Genomic DNA, 23023 nt, shown 5'->3' with positions numbered 1-23023 from the left:
CCTGTAAAGGAAGGCAGGTAACAACAGCATGAATATTAAAGCCATTGTTCTGTTTTTGTTCATGATCTCATTGATTGGAGTGACGGGTTGTATGGACGCAGAGAATAAGTTTTTGTCCCACTTGGAAGAAAAGTACAACGAAGATTTTGAAGTGGAAAATGTAAAGGAAGGCAGTATCATTTTTTCCGAAATGTATGGAAAAGATAAAGCGCTTGTTCATCCGAAAGGGAATGAAGAGTTAGTATTTTTAGCGGGTGAGTACCGCAAAACAGAGGAGATATATGACAATTATGTTTTGGCGAAATGGGGCGAGGAGCTAAAGGCTGACTTAAAAGAAGACATGGAAAGTGAATTGCCAAACAGCCCATACAAGGTTTCAATTATGGCTGCTGATGATACCTATGATGCCACCATGTTGGAAAAACCTTTTTCAGAATATGTAGAGGAAAACAAAAATGTCATGATTATGTTAACTGTTGGTGTTTATACCTCTGGGGAGCCCAAACTGGAAGAGTACAGTCAAGGTATATACAACATGTATCAAAAATTGAAGGAATATGGCACCGATTCATATGCAATATCCGTAGGATTCGTGGATGAATCCGAAGATATTACTGATTATATCCGAACAGCCAATATCAATAACATCGCATGGTCAAACTTGGATGCAAAGGTATATGGGGATATCAGTTTTGATGAAAGATCCAACCCGGAAAATCCGAGTTCCAGCATCAGTGAAGAATTAATTGTGACGAGTCCGGAATCTGTCATTCATCATTACGAAAAGTTAGGGGAGTGAGACAGTGTCACTTTCCAATCTTACTCCAGAGGAAAAAAACATCCTGCTGCAGTTATCGTATATAGATGTCCCGCCAAATATAAAGGTATCGGATAAATATAGCTATACCCTTGATGAACTCATTGCAAAGATAGAACTGACAACAGGAAATAAGCTGGAAGACAACGACAGAATGAAAACTATTCAAGCATTCATTCAAAGTGACGCCTACCAATCTTCAAACTTGAAAGATGTTAAACTCGTAGGCTACCAAAACCACAATCCAAACGATGGCAATAACACAAACGGGGAATCCCACTCGGGTTTTGTCGGTTATGCCTATAAGGACGATAACGGAAATGCCACAGCGGTGTTCCGTGGAAGTGAAAACCCGGGAGATCTCGACAACCTGAAAACGGATTGGTCCGAGAACGGTCAGGCCTTTTTCGGAATGGAAACGGTACAGCAAAGAGAAGCGAATGAATTCTATGCGAATCATGTAGCGCTTCACGATGGTGAAAAGAATGTTCTTGGTCACTCCAAAGGTGGAAATCTGGCTTCCTATGTGTATGTCAACAATCTCGATGATAACAACAAGGGTTATGTCATAAATGGTGCCCCCCTTTGGTGGTGGGGGCTGAATGATACGCAGAAGGAAGGCCTGAAAAATGCTGAAGCATTCTCCTTTATCGTGTATGACGGAGACATAGTCTCTCAACTCGGCTATGCCCCATATGTCACCTTGAGGGTGGGGCTTGATAAAAAAACAGGGGAGTACACCGATCCATTTTACCCGCATGCGGAAACAAGTGTTGCATTCGATGAGAATGGAAACCTGGTCAATGTGAAGCAAGGTGGCTCTTTTATCTCAGATATTCAGGATTTTCATCTTTTCTATGAAAATATTGAATCCGCAGTCAAAGGGTTTGTCACATCTAAGGCGGAGCAGATCATGACAGCCATCAGTGATGGTGCCAAATATGTCATCGCAGCTATCAACAAAGGGCTGACTGATGCAGCGAACTTTATCAAGGAGCAGACAATCAGTCTGATCAACAAAATTGAGACGATGTCCAAGAGTCTGGAGAACAAAGTGCGAGGGTTCTTTGAGGACGTAGGTAAAAAAGCATCAGACCTCTTCGGAAAGGTTGTCAGTGGAGTAAGCGGCTTCTTCGGTGGCACAAGCCTGCCGCAGGAGCCTTACGTTAAGGTGGACTTGCACCGACTTGCCTATTATTCTTCCAGACTGCAGTCCATTAAAAGCAGGACCAATCATGTTAATTCCTTGATCAATAGCCTATATGGAGAGGTCGGCATCTTCGGATTGGATAATCTGATCAAAGCGGATATTCTTTCTGCGATGAACAATAACATCAATCAAAATATCGCTTACCTGAATCAGGCGAGGGAATTTTTGCAGAAGAAGGAATCCTACCTCGTGTCCAAGGCAAATTCAATACGTTAAACAGGAGGTAGCTACCCATGGATCCGAAAGTGAAGGGTAAAATCAGTAGCATCATTCAGGAAATCAGTGTCATCACCAGGGAGCTAGAGGATATTTCAAACGGCATCAACCATGAATTCAAAGGGATCGGCAGCAACTACAGCTCCGCAAGCCTGAGGGAGACTGCGCAGAATTACCGGAATATCAGTAATGAGCTGAGGAAGATCTGATATGGCGATGGCGAGGTGTCGAGGTGGGGTTATCTGGTTATCGGTGCAGTAAGTGTCGTTCCAATCGCAAAAATTGTAATTTGTGCATAAAATGAAAATTTTGTGCGTAAGTGGCCCTTTTTTTCGCGCAAATTTTGATTTTTGCGCGAAAAGGATTAATTTTTGAGCGCAAATCCGTTTTTTTGAGCGAAAGCGATAAATGAAGGTCAAAGACGAAAGCACAAACGCAGAAATCCAGCTATGAACACAGAGATTTCACAGTTTTATCCCATGCGGAGGAAGATTTCGCACCTCGACCATCACAAACTAACATGCATGGCCACTAATACAGCTCATTTAAAGGAGGTGAGAAAGAATGGCGCGTTCTATCCAAGTTGATCCAGCGAAATTAGAAACAGCAGCAACAAGAATCGACCAGCAGGCTGGCGATTATGAAAGAATCTACAAGCAACTTTTCAGTGAAGTGGACGGAATGGGTGCTGCATGGCAGGGAACTGATAATGTAGCATTCGTTACGCAAATCAAAGGCTTCATGGACGATTTCCAAAAGATGTCCGCTTTGATGAGACAACACTCTGAATTCCTAAAAATCAGTGCAAAAACCTATCGTGAAACACAAAATGAAGTGGTTAATGCTGCGAAAAGACTTAGCAACTAATCTATCTTGAAAATCATAAAGGGCAGGTGAATGAAATGTCAGTGGATGGAATTAAAATTTCCCTTGGTGAGGTTTCCAAAACAGCGGGTCAAATCAGAACGCTAAACGCTCAATTGGCTGCGAAGCTGGAAGAGATCAAAAAAGAGATGAACGGCCTATCTCAAACTTGGAATTCTGATGCTTCCAACACGATCCGTACCAACTTCAATGCTTTGGCGCCACGTTTTGAAGAATACCGTACAGTAGTGGACGCCTACTCCAAGTTCTTGGATTCTACCGTAACAAACTACAACTCTGCAGAGACTCAAATCAACAACAACGCAAGTGCGTTCAGATAATTAGTAGTCAGCTAGGGCAGTTAGTGCATGCTAATTGCCCGAGTTATACAAAAATAGAATGTCAGATTAATAGTCTGGAGACGAGAAAATATGATAAAACATGTTGATTTATATATCGAAAACTATGGTCTATCCAGTTTTTTGTATTTAGAGATTCCGAATCAAGAGGAGCTGGACGAAGCGGCACTGGATAAGCTGAAAACTACAAGCTATACGGGCTTGCTCCCGCTTGCAGCACTTTCCAAAAAAGAGCAGCACTATATCCGTTATGAATTGGACACGGAAATGTCATTGGAAGATTTCCTCTCTCAAAAGCTTTCAAAGGATAAACTTATTGCCTGCATCTCCAATCTATTGGAAACCTTGCTTGGAGTAGAGGAATCAGGGCTTGATCTTCAGCACTTTCTTTTTGACAAGCAATCCATCTTTATTGATAGTTTTTCAAATAGATTACTTTTCCTATATATCCCTATAAAAAATAATTCGTTTGAAAAGGTATCACTGAAGGACTTCTTAAGAGAACTCCTCTATACAGCTCCGTTTGATGAGGCGGATGATCCGGCATTCTTTGTTCGACTACATAACTATCTGATCGATTTCAAGGATGTCGGGCTTCCGGAAATGGTCGAAGACTTGAAAGAGCTTGGTGCATACAATCCTTCGAGTATCCTTGCTATCCGTGAAAAAGTGGAAGTTGCCGAAAAGCCTTACAACTTTTATCGACCTGGCCAGGTGGATGTGAAAGCGTCCAGTTCTGTAGAAAACGGTGTTCACACGTCCGAGTACAGTTCCCGGAAAACGGACAAAAGGGTAGGCAGCAAGCTAGAGATAGAGGAAGAACTGCAATATAAGCGGATTACCCGGACAGATCTCGATCAGGCGAAGGATCTCAAAGAGGATAATACATTAAGGGATTCTGCCCTGAACATGCTGCCAAAAGCTGGCGTAGACCTTCTCCAAGAGGAACCCGAAGAGGAAGGCACAACCGTTCTTGGTTCATCAGCTGTTTCACTTGAAGAAGAGTATGAAGGTACGACGATGCTTGGTGTGGAAAACTTCTCGACCTCCCCGCCATACCTGTTGAATGGTGTCGGCAACCCGAAAATCGCAATCACTAAGCGTGTTTTCAAAATTGGAAGAGACCCAAAAGGAACGGATCATACCTGCAATAATAAGGTGGTAGGCCGAGTGCATGCCCATATTTTACACGAAAACGGGGAGTACTTCCTCGAGGACAACGACTCCAGAAATGGCAGCTATCTCAACGATCGAAAGCTGCATCCGAAGGAAAAAGTGAAAATCAGGCACGGAGACCGCATCAGGCTCGCCAACGAGGAGTTTATCTTTAAACTCTTTTAGAGAGAGGGGAAAAACAATGGCATTTCTTACTGCTTATCACACCGATAAAGGAATCAAAAAGCAGACAAATCAGGATGCGCTCCTGCTTAAATCAGCCAGCACGCCAAAAGGGCAGGTAGGACTTTTCATCATCTGTGATGGAATGGGCGGGCTAACACAAGGTGAATTGGCGAGTGCAACTGTGGTAGGGCATCTGTCCAAGTGGTTTGACCACGAGCTGCCCGGGCTCCTTGAGCAGGAGACGCCTGAGACGGAGCTGACTGCCAGGTTGGAGAGAGCAATCGGTGAAATTAACCAAAAAATCCTGACATATGGCGAAGGCTCCAACGTCCAGCTTGGTACGACGCTGACCGCTCTGTTAGTGGTCTATTCAAGCTATATTCTCGTGCAGATCGGGGACAGCAGAGCCTATAGGCTTCATGCTGATACCATAACCAGATTGACGAAGGACCAAACATTAGTGCAAAGGGAATTTGAAAAAGGAAATATCACAGAGGATCAGGCGAGGGTCGATCCAAGAAGGAACGTCCTCTTGCAATGTGTGGGAGCAACAAAGGAGTTAAAGCCTGTCATTTCAACGGGGGCAGTAGAATCAGGAAGCGGATTCCTGCTATGTTCCGATGGTTTTTACCATGAGATGACAGACGGGGAAATTGTCGCAAGTCTAAACCCTGAGATCATCACGAGTGAGGATGCTATGCAGAACACCGTGAAGGATCTGGTGGAGAAGGTAAAGACGCGAAAGGAAAAGGACAATATCTCCGTCATCTTTACGCATGTTACATAAGTTTATGGGGGAATTCTCTTGCTGCAAATTGGGACTATAATCGATGATCGATATGAGGTTTTAAAGGAAATTGGACGGGGTGGAATGAGTGTCGTCTACCTCGCTATGGATAATCGTTTAAATAAATCGCTTGTCGTCAAGGATATCCGCAAGCGCCAGCATAGCAATAATGAACTGCTGATCAACAGCTTGATCGTGGAAGCAAACATGCTGAAGAAGCTGGATCACGGGGCGCTCCCGAAAATCTATGACATTATTGAATCCTCCGGGGACATCTATGTCGTCATGGACTATATCGAGGGGGAGTCGCTGAAGGAACGCCTTAAGCGGGATAACGTCATTCCTCAGAAGGATGTCATCGATTGGGCGAAGCAGCTTGCCAATGTGCTCGGCTATCTGCATACGAGGAAGCCGCACGCGATTATTTACCGCGACATGAAGCCTGATAACGTGATGCTGACACCTGAAGGGAAAATCAAGCTGATCGACTTCGGGATTGCAAGGGAATATAAGACGGAAAATTCCACGGATACGACGAACCTCGGGACAAAAGCATACGCGGCCCCGGAGCAGATTTCAGGCAAGCAGACGGATGCAAGGACAGATATCTATAGCCTTGGGGTTACCTTGTATCACTTGGTGACAGGTAAAAGTCTTACTGAACCACCCTTTGAAATGAAGCCGATCCGTTATTGGAACCCGTCCCTATCAGAGGGGCTTGAGCACATTATACTGAAATGCACCCAGAGCGAGCCGAATGAACGCTACCAAAGCTGCGAGGAGCTTGCGTACGATCTCGAGAACATCAATAGGCTAACAACAGGCTATAAGAAAATGCTGTTAAAGCAGCTTTATCTTTTTCTGATTCCGTTCGCACTTTTTCTTATCTTCACAACGGTCTCGGCCTTTGGCTATAGCGGAATGAAGGATGAGCAGTATCAGGATTATATGAGACTTGTAAATGAATCAAGCAGATATCTGATCCAGGGAGAGGATGTCGAGGCGATCGAGCAGCTAGAGCGTGCCATCGTAGTGGACCCGTCTAAATCAGAGGCCTATATCAATCTATTGGACTTGTATATAAGTCGTGATGAAACGGATGCAGGGCTCGCCAAGATCGAAACCTATATCCAGGATGAATACGGGAATGTTCATGAAAATGACCGCGTCCTTTTCAAAGTCGGGATGACCTACTTTGATGAAAAGAGTAATTATGTGTCCGCACTAAGATTCTTCCAGCGGGTGGATACGGAAGAGATACCGGATGCCAAGTATTACCGGACGCTTGCAAGTACGATGGGCAACTTGAACATCGATTACTCGGAATTTGCGAAGAACCTGCTGGACTTTGAAGTATATAATGACAAATTGCCAAATGACAGCCGAAAGCTAGATAACTATTCTTCACTTGCCAATATTTATATATCCTATAAAGGTCAGATAGCGGATGCCAATACAAGAACGATCGAAATCGTCCAAAAGGCTGGTGAAATCCTGACCCAACTGGATAATGAACAGCTCCTTTACAAGTTCGAGGTGGACTTTGAGCAGAAGCTGGCACAGGCCTATCATAGCAGAGGCGTTAATTCGAAGGATCTGAATGCTGCAAAAGATGATCTTCAGCTTGCTGTCGAGCATTACCACAACATCATTACTCTTGATATGCAGCAAAAAGAACAATCGATGCTGAAAATCGGTACCATCTATCAGGAAATGGGCGAGTCTCTGAAAGCAAAGGAACAGTTCCAGCTCACAGTAAAAGAGTTCCCGAAAAGCGTGGATGCACATGTGAGCCTGATCAACCTTCTATTGGATATCGAGCAGGGCAAGAACGAGGGAGAAAGAAATTATCAGGATGCCCTCAACCTATTCAAGCACGTAAGCACACTTGATCAAGCCAAAGAAGCATCATCGTACCAACGATTAGAAAGAAGATTGAGCAATCTCAATCTATTATAGGGGGGAGTATTTGACGATGACATACCAGATAATGTTTTACGGAGGTCTGGCAGCAGCACTCCTTACCCTGATCATCACCATCTATGTCTATGTAAAAATGAATATCCGACGTGTCATTTCCGACCTGACAGGAATCAAATGGAAAAGTCCTTTTGCCAAGAGATCCTCCACACAAGCGGAAGTGGAGGAAAAACGGACTACCAATGAAATCCGGTTGAAAAAGCAGGACCTCGAGGGTGAAGAGATCACCGAGCTGATGGAGGACGAGGTGGCTGCCACCGCATTGCTTGACGAAAGCAATGTAGAGGAAACCACCCTGCTGTCGTCAGGAGTTGACCAGGAGGACGAAACAACCCTCCTTGGAGAAGGCATGGACGAAACAACGTTATTGACCGATAAGCCAGCGTTTTATTTTAGAAAAGAATTAGATGTAGTGGTCACCCATTCCACTACGAAACTATGAGGTGGAAAGAAAAATGATAAGTACGATACTGACTGTTTACAAGAATAAGAAGTCGTTCCTCTTGCTGCCGCTGATTGCTGTCCTTCTTGTTTCTGTTCTTGCATTTAATGTAAAGGTATTTTCCACCATTGACGTGAAAATGGATATCACGTTCAACGGCGATACTTGGGAGACGCATAGGGAGGATTTCAATCGCTATTGGTTCTCTAAGGATAAGGATCACGTCACGTTCACGGTGGATCTGAGTGAACATTTTCAGGAGGAATTCAAGGATGATCGTCCTTTCTCCATCGTAAGTGATGGGGTGGAGCCATCCAGTATTTCCTATAAGGACGTCTTAAATGGCGAGGGACTCAAACAAGGGATTTTTGAAGTGAGTGTACCTGTTGCTGGTGACAACAACTATGCCTTTACAGCTCATATCACTGAAGGAAACTCCTGGGGTCTTGATACGGGAGCGCCGAAAACCTTCCGTGTTGAGAAAGATACCATTTCCCCTGACATCAGCATTTCCGGTGTAGAAGATGGAGCTCTTTATAAGGATAAAGTGGAAATGGCCTTTCATATAAATGAGAAGAACTTTGCCAAGGATAAAACGAAGGTCTCCTATTCGTTTAATGGAGAAGCAAAGGATGCGGAGATCGTCTGGCAGGATTACATCGGACTTGTAGCCTTCGATAAAGATGGCGAATATCAGGTGACCATCCAGGCAACGGACTATGCCGGAAACGTAACAGAAGAGAGCGTCTCTTTCTCTATTAATAATAAGGGAGCTTACTTAAGCGTAACCGATGATAAAGGAAATGAATTGAATGGAGATAATGTCTATAACCTAGACAGCATTCATTTAAAGGCGACAAATGGTATTTCTCTGGAGTCTGCAACGATGGTAGTGAAAAAGCAAGGAACAGATGAAGAGTTCCCTGTAGTTCCTACTATACAGAACAGAGAAGCGACAGGAACCCTTAGCGGCCTGACAGAGGGTATCTACACTGTTCATGTAACAGTAAAGGAGAAGCATAAAAACGGAAAAGAGCATACACTTCCGACCTTTATTTTTATTGTAGATAAGTCGGCTCCGACTCTTTCCATTTCTGGCGTTGAAAACAATGGCCGTTATGAAACGGAAAAGAAAGTGGAGTTCCGTGTGAAGGATGCCAATATTGATCTTTCCAAATCCTTTATCACCATCACAAAGGATGGCAAGGAATGGATGACTAATCAGCACTTGCATGGGGATGAAGAAGGAGCTAGTTATACTCATGAATTTTTTGGGGACGGACTATATGCTGTTACTTTTACAGCAGTGGACCGTGCAGGGAATACGAAAACTCATGAGGAATTGGCCTTTACGGTAGATACTTCCAAGCCGAACATCACCTATGAAGGTATGAGTGAAGACAAGAAATACTATAATGAATCTTTGGATGTAACGTTCCATGTAATGGATTATTCCATTGACCTGGAAAAAACGAAGCTGGAAATCGTCAAGGATGGCGGCGAACCCATTGTAAAGCAATTCAAGAAGGACTTTTTCTTCTTCTACAATGCAGAAGCCCAGCATTCCTTTTCGGAGGATGGCAGCTATGATATTAAAATAACTGCAGTAGACTACTTTAACCAGACGGATACAGTAACAAAGAATATCGTCATTGATAAAGTGAAACCGGTAGTAAGCATCACAGGTGTTGAAAACAAGAAATACAAAAAGCCGCAAAAGGTGGATTTCAAAGTAAGTGATCAAAACCTGAGTCTTGATACCACCATGTTGACCGTCTCTAAGGACGGGGAGCAATACGCGCTTCCGAAAAAGCTGAAATACACGAGCGACACGGAAGCAAGCCTGTTGGATGTGGAATTCAAGGAGGACGGAGATTATGTACTCCAATTCGAATCTATCGATAAGGCTGGCAACACAGCTAAGCATGAAAAGATCGAATTTACAGTGGATCAAAGTGAACCGGCCATAACCATAGATGGGGTGGAAAACAATGGCCACTATCCGACAGACAAGCTTGTAACTATTACACTTCGCGATCTGACGCTGAACCTGGAAAATACAGAAGTAACTGTCAAAAGTGATAAGGATGCTTCTCCTATCAAGCTGGATCCTACAAAGGTAATAGGCAAGGAAGCGGTGTATGAGCAATACTTTGATAAAGAAGGAATCTATGAGATCACTGTCCGTTCCAAGGATACGTTGGAAAACGAGGCAGTAAAGAAGCTGAAGTTTGTCATCGACCGCACAGCCCCTGTATTGGATGTTGCCGGGATTGACATGGATGCCTACGTAAAAGGCGGACAAAAGCTGACTATCACAGCAAAAGAACTGCATTTCGCTGACAGCAACTTGACAGTGGATGCCACCATTACTAGAGCGGATGGCAAAACGGAGGCGTATGATATCGGAAAGTTGGAAGTCATTGAGCAGACATCCAGCCTGTCCCATACCTTTACCGAGGACGGATACTATACCATCAAGGTTTCCGCAATCGATAAAGCAGGAAACCGTGCAGAAGATGCTGTTCGACGTTTTACAGTGGATAATATCAAACCTGTATTTGGCATATCAGGTGTGTCCGATAAGGAGTATTATGCTTCGGACAAGACTGTAACCTTAAGCGTGGAGGAGTTCCACTACTATAACAACCAGGTGAAATTGGATGTAACGAAAAATGATGCTCCGTACTATTTGGGAGCATGGGAAAACGATGATGTACTCTCCTCTCTGACACATGAATTCAAGGAGGACGGTGACTATGTCATCTCCATGGCCTCAGAAGATGCTGCCGGAAACAAAGCGGATCCGAAAGTGACCTCCTTCACCATCGATAAAACAGCACCAATCCTGAGTGTGACAGGCGTCAAGGATGGAGAGGATTACAACAGGGACAAGCCGGTGGAAGTGAAGCTCAGGGATACGAACCTGGATCTTTCCACGACGAATCTAGTCATCACGAAAAACGGCAAAGCGTACAACGCCGGCAGTTTCAACGCTGCGGGCGGGGTGGCAACTCTCAATCATATTTTCAAAGAGGAAGGGAAATACAAAATCGCCTTCTCTGCGACAGATAAGGCAAAAAACAAAACCGTCCATGAGGATATATCCTTTATTATTGATAAAACCCGTCCGGTCGTGAAACTTGATGGTGCAGCGGACAATAGCTTCAACCCAGGAAACAAGACAGTGACCCTGTCCATCGACGAATTGAACTACAGCACCAATGACGTGGAGTTAATCGTGACTAAAGATGGCCGTGGCTATAACATGGGTACTTGGGAAAATACAGGAAATCTGTCCAAATTGAGCCATAATTTCACCCAGGATGGCCTGTACACCATCTCTGTATCAGCAACCGATAAAGCGGGTAACGGACCTGTGACCCAAAAACTCACCTTCACAGTCGACAAGGTCAATCCTGTTATTTCAATCGAAGGGGCAGATAACGAAGCACACTATAATGTTGATAAGAGAATTCAGGTTTCCATCAACGATCTGAACCTGGACATCAACAGCATTGCCGTCACGAAAAACGGCAGAGGCTATTCTGTTGGAGGATTTGCCGTGAATGGGAATATCGCATCCCTTGTACACACCTTCAGTCAGGAAGGCGACTACCGCATTCAGGTAAACGCAACCGATAAAGCCGGTAACAGCATGAGCAAGGAATTGGCATTCACCATTGATAAAACGGCTCCAGTCATTACGCCTAAAGTGAAGGGTGATGGCAGAACGCTTAAAAATGGGGAATTTATCAATACAATCTTTACACCGGAGTTTGCGCTGGATGTGGCGGCAGACAGCATTGTCTCCATGACGCTGAATAACCAGAGCATTGCAAGCAACCGTGCCCCTATCGCATCCAAGGATACGAAATACAACTACCGGGTGGTTGCAAGGGATAAGGCAGGAAATGAAACAGTCCTTGAAATCAGCTTTACATTGGATACAACGAAGCCGTTGCTTGAGATTACAGGAATCATAGAGGGCTTCTTCAACGAAAACATGGTACCGGTCATCAAGTATGCAGATATCCACATGGATGAATCCAGAAGCTATATCAGGTTGGATGGTAAGCCGTTCAAAAGCGGTACTGCACTGACGGAAGAGAAGGATTATGTGCTGGAAGTGGTTGTAACCGACTTGGCCAATAACGTGACGAAGCGGACCATCCATTTCACTATCGATAAAACAGCACCATCAATCTCATTCCTGGATCCCATCTCGGATAAATATTTCACTGAGGATGTCATCCCTGAATTCCTGATCGACAGCTTAAGTCCATATGACATCATTGCCTTGACCCTGAACGGAAATCCATATGAAATCGGAGATCCAATCAAAGAAGAAGGCAAGCACGTGCTCTATTTCGAGATCAAGGACAAGGCTGGCAACATCAAACAGCTCAGTGTGGAATTCATGATTGATAAAACTCCACCAAAAGTGCTTGTGGATGGAGTAAAAGAAAAAGGAATCTATTATGATCCTGTAACAGTAAGCCTGCAGCTGGAAAATCCAAACGATAAGATTCTAACCGTCATGATCAACGGAGAGCTTTTCGAGGGTGATGTATTAGAGGTAGACGGAAACAAAGTAATCCGTTCCACCTTCACTGACATCAAGCCATACGAGATTATCGTGGAAGCGGTAGATGAAGCAGGAAACATAGAGCGCTTTGTCCTGCCATTTGAAATAGCGGACAAGAGCGTGCTAGTAAAAGTATACGAAAACAAACCACTATTCTTCGGAGGAATTGCCGCTGGACTGATAGGCGCAGCAAGTGCAGCAGCCTATGCGATCAGACGCAGAAAGCAGAATGTGGACGGCCCGCGTGCAAGCGGGGTCGAAGAGTAATATGTAAAACCAACCAATGAGAGCTTTGCTTGACGGAGCTCTCATTGGGTTTTTTTTATGGGAAAATGAAAGAGTATACCTGTATAGCTTTTTTTAAACAAACGTTTGATTAAACAAACGGAAACTCCTTGTGCGCCAAGGGATTGAAAAAAATATAACAAATTCACTTTTAAAAAAGGTTTTGTAAGAAAACATGTCAAAACAGCCAAAATCGAAGCTATATGAACCAATAGCCTATCAAATACTTTTAGCAAAATAGCAATTTTTAAACAAACGTTTGATTAAGAAAAAATAGAATCCTTGCGCCCCAACGGTTTGAAGAAAAAATTAAAGATTAACTTTTAAAAAAGGTTTTCCGGGATAACTTGAAATTCATCCTGATGTAAAGTGATGATTGACTAGTGATTCTCCAAAAAATTTAGTCAATATTGTGCACCTAACCGGTCAATATAGGTACCCCAAAAAGTAGAGGGTGTCCGCATATAATAAAAGAAAGCGGTTACACATACGGGGGTGGTGAAGGATGGAGACGAACGTGAATACGGCGACGTCGCAAAGTCCTAGAACGAAAGCGAGAATAGTAGAAGGAGTGCCAAAGCGGAAAGTGAAGTGGAAAAATATATTAACCTACGCTGCCTTTGTCGGGCCGGCATTGCTATTCTTCCTTGTCATTCAGATCATTCCATTCCTGATGGGAGTCTACTACTCTTTCACTTCCTGGAATGGTGTCAGCTCAGTCGTAGAATGGGTCGGGCTTGCGAACTATAAAAAGATTTTTACGAACGATGATGCATTCTTCAACTCATTCATGTTCACGACCAAGTTCATGTTTGCGGCTGTGATCATCAGCAATCTTATCGGTTTCGGTTTCGCACTTTTACTTAATGCAGCACTGAAAACACGCAATATATTAAGAACGGTCTTTTTCCTCCCGAATGTGATCGGGGGCTTGCTACTCGGTTTCATCTGGCAGTTCATTTTTGTCAAAGGCTTCGCGTCTGTCGGGGCAATGACCGGCATCTCCTTTTTCCAGCTTCCATGGCTAGGGGATGAAAAGACAGCGTTCTGGGGGATTGTCATTGTGTTCGCATGGCAGATAAGCGGCTATATGATGGTCATCTATGTGGCGGCGTTACAGGGAGTGGACAATTCCTTGCTTGAAGCGGCCAGAATTGATGGCGCTTCCAACTTTACCTTGGTTACAAAAATCATTATTCCATTAATATTACCGGCGTTTACGATCTGTTTCTTCCTTACGATCTCGATGGCGTTCAAGATTTTCGACCTGAATCTCTCTCTGACAGGCGGCGGGCCATTCAACTCGACCCAGTCGGTTGCCATCAACATCTATCAGGAGGCATTCCAATATAACAGATACGGGCTGGGAACAGCGAAGTCCATTATCTTCTTTGTAGTCGTCGCAATCTTTACGACGGTACAGGTAATGGCAACGAAGAAAAGGGAGGTGGAGGCATAATGGATCGAAAGTATACGAAAAGGACTTTCCTTTTGGAGATCATCGGGATTGCGCTCGGTCTCATTTTCCTCATTCCTTTCTACTTTGTTTTAATTAATTCGGTAAAGAGTTTTAGTGAAATTCTGATAGATGCAGCTGCACTGCCGCAGGAGATCCTATTCTCCAACTATGCGAGGGTGTGGGAGATCATCAAGTTTCCGAAAGCATTCTGGAACTCCCTTATCATCACGGTGTTCAGTAATATCGGAATTGTACTGCTAAGCTCGATGGCTGCCTGGAAAATGGTCCGGACACCAGGTAAGTTCAGTAAAATACTGTTCGTCCTGATTGTATCGGCCATGGTCATTCCGTTCCAGACGGTAATGATACCGCTGATGAAGCTTGGCGGGACGCTTGGCATGATCAACAGCCTGCCAGGGATCATTATGATGTACTTCGGATTCGGTGTACCGCTTTCCCTCTTTCTCTATCACGGCTTTGTCAAAACGGTGCCGCTTGAGATCGAGGAGGCGGCAAGGATCGATGGCTGCAGTCAGTTCGGCGTGTTCTGGAGAATCGTTTTTCCACTGTTGAAGCCGATTACGGTGACAGTCATCATCCTGAATACACTCTGGATCTGGAATGATTACCTGCTGCCGCTGCTTGTGCTGCAGGACGGGGATCTGCGTACGATTCCACTCGCAACCAGCACGTTCTTTGCGCAGTATACAAAGCAATGGGATATGGGATTGGCGGCACTTGTGCTTGGTATCGCGCCGATCATTGTTTTCTTCTTATTTTTACAAAGGCATATCATCAAGGGGATTGCCGCTGGATCTGTTAAGTAAATCGAAGAGTCTGGCTTTACAGATTCCAAGATTTATATAAAAATTAATCTAACTTTCAAGGGGGGCAATAAAATGAAACGCTTTTTCATGCTTTTACTATCATTAACATTGGTAGCGGGGATTTTTGCAGGATGCTCGAGCAATAATTCCTCAGGGGACGACAAGGAAAAAAACGGTGACCAGGTAACGTTGAACTTCTTCCAGTTCAAGGTGGAGATTGCCGATCAATTGGCGGAAATGATCAAGGAATTCGAAGCAGAGCATCCGAACATCAAAATCAAGCTTGAAACAGTCGGTGGCGGTGCAGATTATGGTGCTGCATTAAAAGCGAAATTTGCATCTGGTGAAGAGCCGGATATTTTCAACAATGGTGGTTTCAAGGAGCTGGAGCTTTGGAAAGAAAAGCTGGCAGATTTATCTGAAGAGCCTTGGGCAGAGCATGTTCTTCCTATCGGAAAAGTACCGATGACTGATCCGGAAGATGGCAAGCTTTATGGTATGCCTGTAAACCTTGAAGGCTATGGATTCATCTACAACAAAGACCTTTTTGAAGAAGCGGGAATTACAGAGCCTCCAACAACGATTTCCGAATTGAAGGATGCTTCTGAAAAGCTGAAAGCAAAAGGCATCACACCATTCTCAGCCGGTTATGGCGAGTGGTGGGTAATCGGTCAGCATCTATTGAACATCCCATTTGCACAGCAGGACGATCCGGAAGCATTCATTGCAGGCTTGTATGATGGTTCTGAAAAAATTGTTAGCAACGAAGAGTTCAAAAATTTCAAAGAAATATTGGATACAGAAATCAAGTTCGGAAACAGCAATCCATTAACAACGGATTACAATACACAGGTAACACAATTCGCATCCGGCCAGACTGCGATGCTGCAGCAAGGAAACTGGACGGAAAACATGATCTATGAAGTGAACCCTGACATGAACATGGGCTTCCTTCCAATCAGCATGAGCGACGATGCGGATGCCAACCGTCTTCCTGTTGGCGTACCGAACAACTGGGTATTGAATAAAAACTCCAAGCACCTGGAAGAAGCGAAAACATTCTTGAACTGGATGGTTTCCTCTGAAACGGGCAAGAAATATATCACTAAAGAGTTTGCGTTCATCCCGGCATTTGATAACATCGAACCTGCTGGACTTGGCGACCTTGGGCAAAACATCCTTGAGTACTCCAAAAACGAGCAGACGATCCCTTGGACTTGGTTCATGTGGCCGGATGGGGCAAACAAGGAATTTGCTGCAAGCATCCAGGAATACGCTGCCGGCAAAATCGATTATGACACCCTCCTTGAGCGCTTCCAAAGCTCTTGGGATAATTTAAAATAATATTTGTTAAATTAAAAAGGTGTAGATATAGAATATTCAGCTGTTGATTGGAGCAATAGGCGAAGACTCCTGCGGGAGATGGTGTTCAGTGGAGACCCCACAGGCGAAGCCGAGGAGGCTCCATCAACGACCCGCGGAAAGCGCAGCCTAGTGCGGAAATCAACAGCGGTGTTTAACAGAGCAAATAAATTAGAACGAGGGCATGTCTATTCATAGGCATGCTTTCTGTTTATACTTAAAAGAAATGCTTTTTCACCGGGGGTAGGCCATGATCAGAAAAAGTATCCGCAATAAGCTTATCGTACTGCTGCTATTGATAACGATTCTGCCTTTCGGTACATCGATTATCATCACGTATTTCCATACAAAAGAAGCGTTCAAGGATCTTGTCGTCCAGGAAAATAGTAATCTCCTTTATCAGGGGAAGATCAATCTGGAAACCTATTTGGAGGAGCTTAATAGTTTAACACTTTCCTTGTATAATAATCCTGATTTCATCAACTACATGAGGTCTCCTGATAAGGAAGATAACTATATGACACTCGGTATTGTAAAGAATGTCCTGCAGACGATCCTGTATGCGGAGGATAATATCAGGAGGGTACATATTTCCTTTGCCGAGGAGGAGCGGAGCATCACTGCGTCCAAGCGCTCAACGGTCGTATTTTCCACCAGGCTCAACAGCAGAATGTATGAGGATGCCTATAAAAACGCCCAACTGAATCCATACAATATGTTTATTGATACCACAGAAGCGCAGCAGGGGAGAAATGTGCTGTATCTGCACCGTGCACTGCGGAATGTGCCATCCGATGAGGTGCTGGCCTTTATTACGGTAGAGGTGTCGACGGAGCGGGTACTGGAGCTAAGCGAGAACCTTTACAACAAGGAGACCGAGGAATTCTTTATTTTAGCAAGGACCGGGGAACTGATCTATAGCTCGAATGAAGAAGTGTTTGCCAAGCAAGCGGAGCAGAAGTGGATCAGCGAGGTGATGGAGTCCAACAAGGAACGGGGGACGATGGAATGGCAGAATGACTCCTTCCACGGGATGATGATGTATGAACAGACCCCGGCAGCGGTTGGCGGCTGGATCCTGGTCAAGCGCGTCCCGTACACCACCCTTTATGAAAATGCCTTCACTGTAACGAAAATCAATATCCTGTTCGGGGTCCTGGGATTAAGTCTTGTCATTCTCGCCACCTTGTTCGTTTCCTTTAAAATTACTTCGCCGATACGGGTGCTGCTTCAGAACATCCAGCAGGTGAAGGAAGGGAATATGAAGGTGCAGTTCGAGTCATTGGGGCACGATGAAATTGGGATGCTTGGCAGCAGGTTCAAGCAGATGATGGAGAAAATCAATCACCTCATCAACCGGGAGTACAAGCTCGAAATCGAGAATAAAAATAATCAGTTGAAGGTGCTTCAGTCGCAATTGAATCCCCATTTTCTCTATAATGCCCTTCAGTCAATCGGTACGGTCGCCCTGAAAAATAAAGTGCCGCAGATCTATACACTGGTGACGCATCTATCTAAGATCATGCGCTATGGGATGAATATGGAGGAGGATATGGTACCGCTGAAAAAAGAGATCAACTATATCAAGGCATTTCTTTTATTGCAGAAAGAGCGATTTGGCGACCATCTCGATTACCGGATCGACGTAGAGGAAGATGCCCTGCAGGTTCAAGTTCCGAAGATGATCCTTCAGCCGATTATTGAAAACTATTTTAAGCATGGCTTTGATATCCGGGAAGGGGTAGGGAGAATAACGGTCGAAGGAAAAGTGGTGGAAGGTATGCTTCTCTTGGATGTTGTGGACAACGGAATCGGCGTGACAAATGAAAGACTGCAGGAGATTTATCGTCATTTTCAAGCAGGAAATAGAGAGGCAAGGGAAGAAGTAACGAATATCGGCTTGAAAAATATCTATGCCCGTCTGCAACTGTATTATGACGGGGCGGCGAGCCTGCAGCTTGTCAACCATCATGAGGGGGGCTTGGTCGTATGCCTGAGACTTCCTTTGGAAATGGAAGGTGTAAAGGATGAAGGCGATCATCATTGACGATGAGAAGCATGTCCGGGAAGGGCTGCTTCTCCTGGCGGATTGGAAGGAACACGGAATAGATACCATCCTCGAGGCCCAGGATGGGGAGGAGGCGACCGAGCTGATTACCCAGCACCGGCCGGAGATTATCTTCACCGATATGCGGATGCCTAAAAGGGATGGAATCAGCCTGCTGAAATGGCTTGCTTCCACAGACCTGAACTGTATGACAATCGTGGTGAGCGGCTATGATGACTATGAGTTTATGCGGAATGCGATTACGTATAAAAGCTTTGATTATATCTTGAAGCCGATCGATCCGGATATTTTAAATGAAACGCTGGAGCGGGCGGTGAAAAAGTGGAAGGAGGAGGCATTGGCCAGGAGGTCATCCGGCAACAGGGAGTTCCTTGCTGTTTCATCCGAAACGAAAAGCATGGTACAAATAGAAGAATACTTGCGTGCCAATTACCAGCAGGATGTCACGCTACAGGAGATTGCGGACCGCTTTTTTCTGAGCAGGGAGCATATTTCACGCAAATTTAAGCAGGAGTACAATGAAACCATCACCGATTATGTGACAAGAATCCGGATGGAAAAAGCAAAGGAATTCTTGGCAAAGCCGCATGTAAAAATCTATGAGGTTGCCTACCATGTGGGCTATCAGAATGAGAAATACTTCAGTAAGGTGTTTAAGAAGTTTACGAGAATGACTCCCAATGAATACAGGAGTACAGTCGGTAAATAGAAAAAAATAAAGATGGGGTGCTAGGATATGGAAAAGCTACGAATGGGAATTATCGGAGTGGGTGGAATTGCGCAGGGGCGTCATATTCCTACTTTCTTGAAATTGGCGGATAAAGTGGTGATCGAAGCGATCAGTGATGTGAATGAAGCAACGGCAAAGCTTGTTGCTGAGAAGTTCGGCATCGAGAAAGTGTTTCCTCATTATGCAGACATGTTTTCGGAAGTGGACGCGGTAACGATTTGTACGCCAAATAAGTTCCACGCGGAAATCACGATTGCAGCGTTGGAAGCAGGGCTTCATGTATTTTGCGAGAAGCCGATGGCGATGACGCCGGATGAATGCGAAAGCATGATCCAAGCTGCCGAAAAGTCGGGGAAGCAGCTGGCGGTTGCCTATCATTACCGTTTTATGAAGGAATCCATTGCTGCAAAGCGCTTAGTCGACGAAAAGGAAATCGGAAAGCCGATAGTTGCTCGTGCTAGAGGCATGCGCCGCCGTAAAGTTCCTGGGTGGGGTGTTTTTACGAATAAAGAACTGCAGGGCGGCGGAAGCCTGATCGACTACGGCTGCCACCTGCTGGATCTATCCCTATGGCTGCTAGGCAATCCTAAGCCGGTGGAAGTGCTTGGTACCGCTTATAATGAGCTAAGCAAGATCCCTGGTCAAGTAAACCAGTGGGGAAGCTTCAACCACGAAACATTTGAAGTGGATGACCATGTTACAGCCTACATAAAATTCGAGGGCGGGGCATCGATGCTCTTTGAAACCTCCTGGTCGGCAAACGTGAAAGACGATGAGGAGAGTGTCAGCATCTCAGGAATGGACGGAGGCATCGACCTGTTCCCATTCCACCTGAACCAGATGAAGCACGGAATGCTCCTGAACACAGAAGCAAATTGGGTGCCGGGCGAAGACGACCCAAGCATCCCGCAGGCACTCAACTTCATCAACAGCTGCCTTGGCCTCGAAGAACTCGTCGTCAAACCACAGCAAGCCATGCAAACATCCCAAATCATCGACGCCATCTACCGCAGCAGCGAGACGGGGACCAGCATTAAGTTGGTTTGATTGTGTATGGGGAGAGGGGGTTGACATAACTATGGGGGTCTGGCCCCTGTTGTTATGTCGACTAGCGAATTGTGAGGGGAAAACCGGTTTTTATTAAAAATAGGTAATTTTGCTTAGGTTTTTGTGCATGCCTCCGCACCTTATTGGAGTTTTTGGGTGGTGGGGGCATTTTTCTGTTCTAATGAGGTTTTCGGCTGCTCTGTTTACCTATGGAAGTAGGGCGGGAAAACATTAATCTAGCGAAAAACAATGATAATCGGTCCAAAACGAGCAGTAATCTGTCCACTTCCCGCTGGAATCGATCGGAAATCCACCAGAATCGATCCAAACCACCACATTATCTGTCCACTTTACAAAAATTAGAAATTACACAACCGCGTGTCTCCCCAGAAAACAACCTATACCCACACAAAGAAAAACAGCCTCCTGACACCACGCCAGAAGACTGCTTGCCACTACCTATTCCATTTATCTGCGATACGGATTAAAGGGATCGTTCCCTTTATCGTTAAATAGACCTTTCTTCCTGTTCATGGTACTAGGCTTTCTTTCAGAAGAATAGTGCTCCTCCACCTCTTCCTCAAAAAGCGAAGATTGCTGGGTTTCACCATGTGCGAGCGCTGCCTCGTCTCCGAACATTAGCGCCTCTTCCATGTACGTAGGATCATCACTGACATAATCATCGCCAGGCACGAGCTGTCCGGAAGGCATCGGCTCATGCTGCTGATCATAATCCATCAAATCAGGTGTATACTCGGATTCGACTCTATCTGAAATAAGCGGGCCTTCCTCCTCAAGCATTCGGTCGTCATGATTGAATTCATTCTGATGGGAGACAGGCTCCTCCTGCATATGGTCCGTTTCATACCCCAGCACATTGTCCTGTGGATATTCCGTATCAGGAGTGACATCGTGCTCAGAAGTGAAATGTCCACTATTCTGCTGATCATGAAGAGGTGGGTTAGTCGTACTCCCTTGCTCTTCAAAAAGATCCCGCTCAAGATTCAAATCCTTCTCCAAGTGCCTCATTTCAGAAGAATGCTTATTTATAACACTGGTATCATAGCTATCCTCTTCCACAGCACTCTTTTCCATAGGGAATGGCTGCCCATGCTCATACAAGAGTTTGTCATAATCCTCTGTTACCTCAATCGAGCTGCTATCAGTCGCGTTTTTAGGAGTATGAGAATGTCCAATTGCGGTAAAGAGGGGCTTTTCGTGATTTTCCTCTTGGATAGAATCGACGGTAGTAGATGGATGGTGCCCTTCGCCATGCATCATCGGCTCAGATGTCTCTGCCGCACGGTACCCTTCATCAAGCTGTTCCAACGCACCAGCTTCCTTATGCAGCCCTTCATTCCAAGAAGTCACCATCATTTCATCTAGTGGTCTATTAATATCAATATTATCATCTGTCAAAGGCCTGTTCACACTCCAGGAGCGGGTGTTTTCTTCCGTAGGCTTTTCCGCAGATTCGTTAGGCTCTTCGTGCATCGTATCAAACTGCAGGCCAAGCTCCTCCTCCGTTCGATAACGGTCTAGACGGCTATGGTCCTGTGAAACCGTTCTGTTCACCTTTTCCGTCAAAATGAGGACTTTCCCGACCTTCACATCATACTCATAACGATATGCTTCCTCCCGCTCAATGCCCATCTCCATCAAGGTGGATGCGACACCATCTTCTCGGGACCCTCTAAAGAATGTTCTTTCGATAGAATGTGAAGCATGCACAGGATCCATATTAGAGAGGGTCATCCTTCCGTTATGATGTTCCTCTGGAGAAGTCAAATCGTTTTGCGCCTGTAAGGGCTCCACCACACCACTCAGATCCCTGATTAGGAAGATTTCCTCGGAGAGATAGCCTTCCTCCTTCAACCAATTGATTTTATCCATCGCTTCCTGCTCTGTTAAATAAGAACCAATCATTTCTTTACGATGTCCAGCCATCTTTTCTTCCTCCTCAAGCTTGCTTTAATAATGATTACATACCCAGCAGCTTCATAAGGTTAAACCAATCACGAAGTATCGTTGGAATATTGTAACAACTAAATTAGTTAAAGGATATTTTTCCCTTGTAAAATAAAGGTATGGAAACAAAAGGGGGAATTTTTATGGAACAAAGTAATTTGAAACTATCTTCAAAGCATCTACCACTTCTTTTCTTTGGCGGTTATGCCCTCATTATTCTCGCAGTCATTTACTTCGCCAGTACGACAAACATCACGATAGAAGGAAACACAGAAAAATTCACTGATACCTTTCAAGTGAACATAGAAGAAACCAAAAAGATACAAAAAGAGAAAGCGGCTACCCGAAAACCGTTGTGGGATATTCCCAATCATATTGCAGCAACTGCCATGATATTGGCTTCTATATTAGACATCGTTATCATCCTGCTCTGGGCAAGAAACGAAAATAAAAAGCGGGAAGCGGAAGAGGCGGGAATCATCCCTGTTAAGAAGCGGTGGACTGACAGCACATGGTTCTGGAACATCATAGCGATGGGAGTGGTACAGCCTAAAGAAGGTCGGATCCGGATAAAATGGAGAAATATGATTCTAGCGATTGCCTTGTTAACAGGTGTGAAATTCTTGGTGTTAGATCGCCTCTAAAAGAGCAAAAAACCCCATATCTGGTGAAA

Annotated in this window: 18 protein-coding genes; 17 read left to right on the top strand and 1 reads right to left on the bottom strand. The window is 44.8% G+C overall.

Going from position 1 to position 23023, the window contains the following annotated elements; translation table 11 throughout:
* Positions 1 to 28 precede the first annotated feature (28 nt).
* The 16 genes from ACFVAD_RS00940 (at position 29) to ACFVAD_RS00865 (ending at position 20382) form a co-directional block, all read left to right on the top strand.
* The gene (locus tag ACFVAD_RS00940) at positions 29 to 799 is read left to right on the top strand and encodes a hypothetical protein (RefSeq protein ID WP_386634975.1); all 771 of its coding nucleotides are present in this window, start codon (positions 29 to 31) and stop codon (positions 797 to 799) included.
* Between the two features lie 4 nt (positions 800 to 803).
* Positions 804 to 2243, top strand: coding sequence for an Mbeg1-like protein (locus tag ACFVAD_RS00935; RefSeq protein ID WP_386634972.1), 1440 nt, complete (start codon positions 804 to 806; stop codon positions 2241 to 2243).
* Between the two features lie 17 nt (positions 2244 to 2260).
* Positions 2261 to 2452: a hypothetical protein gene (locus ACFVAD_RS00930; protein WP_386634970.1), complete on the top strand. Its 192-nt coding sequence runs from the start codon at positions 2261 to 2263 to the stop codon at positions 2450 to 2452.
* Positions 2453 to 2807: 355 nt separating this feature from the next.
* Positions 2808 to 3110: a WXG100 family type VII secretion target gene (locus ACFVAD_RS00925; RefSeq protein WP_386634967.1), complete on the top strand. Its 303-nt coding sequence runs from the start codon at positions 2808 to 2810 to the stop codon at positions 3108 to 3110.
* Between the two features lie 35 nt (positions 3111 to 3145).
* Positions 3146 to 3448: a pore-forming ESAT-6 family protein gene (locus ACFVAD_RS00920; RefSeq protein WP_204412719.1), complete on the top strand. Its 303-nt coding sequence runs from the start codon at positions 3146 to 3148 to the stop codon at positions 3446 to 3448.
* Positions 3449 to 3538: 90 nt separating this feature from the next.
* Positions 3539 to 4807 carry a DUF6382 and FHA domain-containing protein gene (locus tag ACFVAD_RS00915; protein ID WP_386634964.1) on the top strand — a complete coding sequence of 423 codons (1269 nt, stop codon included), beginning with the start codon at positions 3539 to 3541 and terminating at the stop codon, positions 4805 to 4807.
* A gap of 16 nt (positions 4808 to 4823) precedes the next feature.
* Positions 4824 to 5594, top strand: coding sequence for a PP2C family protein-serine/threonine phosphatase (locus tag ACFVAD_RS00910; protein ID WP_386634961.1), 771 nt, complete (start codon positions 4824 to 4826; stop codon positions 5592 to 5594).
* Between the two features lie 18 nt (positions 5595 to 5612).
* Entirely contained in the window at positions 5613 to 7553 is a 1941-nt protein-coding gene (locus ACFVAD_RS00905; protein WP_386634959.1) for a protein kinase domain-containing protein, read from the top strand.
* A 16-nt stretch (positions 7554 to 7569) separates the two neighbouring features.
* Positions 7570 to 8016 carry a hypothetical protein gene (locus ACFVAD_RS00900; RefSeq protein ID WP_386634956.1) on the top strand — a complete coding sequence of 149 codons (447 nt, stop codon included), beginning with the start codon at positions 7570 to 7572 and terminating at the stop codon, positions 8014 to 8016.
* 13 nt (positions 8017 to 8029) lie between these two features.
* Positions 8030 to 12871 carry an Ig-like domain-containing protein gene (locus ACFVAD_RS00895; protein WP_386634953.1) on the top strand — a complete coding sequence of 1614 codons (4842 nt, stop codon included), beginning with the start codon at positions 8030 to 8032 and terminating at the stop codon, positions 12869 to 12871.
* 523 nt (positions 12872 to 13394) lie between these two features.
* Positions 13395 to 14348 carry a carbohydrate ABC transporter permease gene (locus ACFVAD_RS00890; protein WP_386634951.1) on the top strand — a complete coding sequence of 318 codons (954 nt, stop codon included), beginning with the start codon at positions 13395 to 13397 and terminating at the stop codon, positions 14346 to 14348.
* Positions 14348 to 15175: a carbohydrate ABC transporter permease gene (locus ACFVAD_RS00885; protein ID WP_386634949.1), complete on the top strand. Its 828-nt coding sequence runs from the start codon at positions 14348 to 14350 to the stop codon at positions 15173 to 15175. The genes ACFVAD_RS00890 and ACFVAD_RS00885 overlap by 1 nt, the downstream gene beginning before the upstream one ends.
* 72 nt (positions 15176 to 15247) lie before the next feature.
* Entirely contained in the window at positions 15248 to 16519 is a 1272-nt protein-coding gene (locus ACFVAD_RS00880) for an ABC transporter substrate-binding protein (RefSeq protein WP_386634947.1), read from the top strand.
* Between the two features lie 268 nt (positions 16520 to 16787).
* Positions 16788 to 18584, top strand: coding sequence for a cache domain-containing sensor histidine kinase (locus tag ACFVAD_RS00875; protein WP_386634945.1), 1797 nt, complete (start codon positions 16788 to 16790; stop codon positions 18582 to 18584).
* Positions 18565 to 19314 carry a response regulator transcription factor gene (locus ACFVAD_RS00870; RefSeq protein WP_386634942.1) on the top strand — a complete coding sequence of 250 codons (750 nt, stop codon included), beginning with the start codon at positions 18565 to 18567 and terminating at the stop codon, positions 19312 to 19314. The genes ACFVAD_RS00875 and ACFVAD_RS00870 overlap by 20 nt, the downstream gene beginning before the upstream one ends.
* Positions 19315 to 19341: 27 nt before the next feature.
* A complete protein-coding gene (locus ACFVAD_RS00865; RefSeq protein WP_386634939.1) occupies positions 19342 to 20382 on the top strand; it encodes a Gfo/Idh/MocA family protein in 1041 nt (346 codons plus the stop codon).
* 468 nt (positions 20383 to 20850) lie between these two features.
* Here ACFVAD_RS00865 and ACFVAD_RS00860 read toward each other — a convergent pair whose 3' ends face one another.
* On the bottom strand, positions 20851 to 22329 hold the full coding sequence (locus ACFVAD_RS00860; protein ID WP_386634936.1) for a hypothetical protein: 1479 nt from the start codon (positions 22327 to 22329) through the stop codon (positions 20851 to 20853).
* Between the two features lie 164 nt (positions 22330 to 22493).
* On the opposite strand from ACFVAD_RS00860, the gene ACFVAD_RS00855 reads away from it, so the two are divergent.
* Positions 22494 to 22994 (top strand): hypothetical protein, encoded by a 501-nt coding sequence (locus tag ACFVAD_RS00855; protein ID WP_386634933.1) that lies wholly within the window; start codon positions 22494 to 22496, stop codon positions 22992 to 22994.
* Positions 22995 to 23023: the final 29 nt, after the last annotated feature.

It is taken from the genome of Sutcliffiella sp. NPDC057660 (assembly GCF_042800035.1).
GTDB lineage: Bacteria > Bacillota > Bacilli > Bacillales > Bacillaceae_I > Sutcliffiella_A.
Note: the sequence above shows the minus strand (reverse complement) of the source record. Positions and strands in the feature narration are given on the sequence as shown.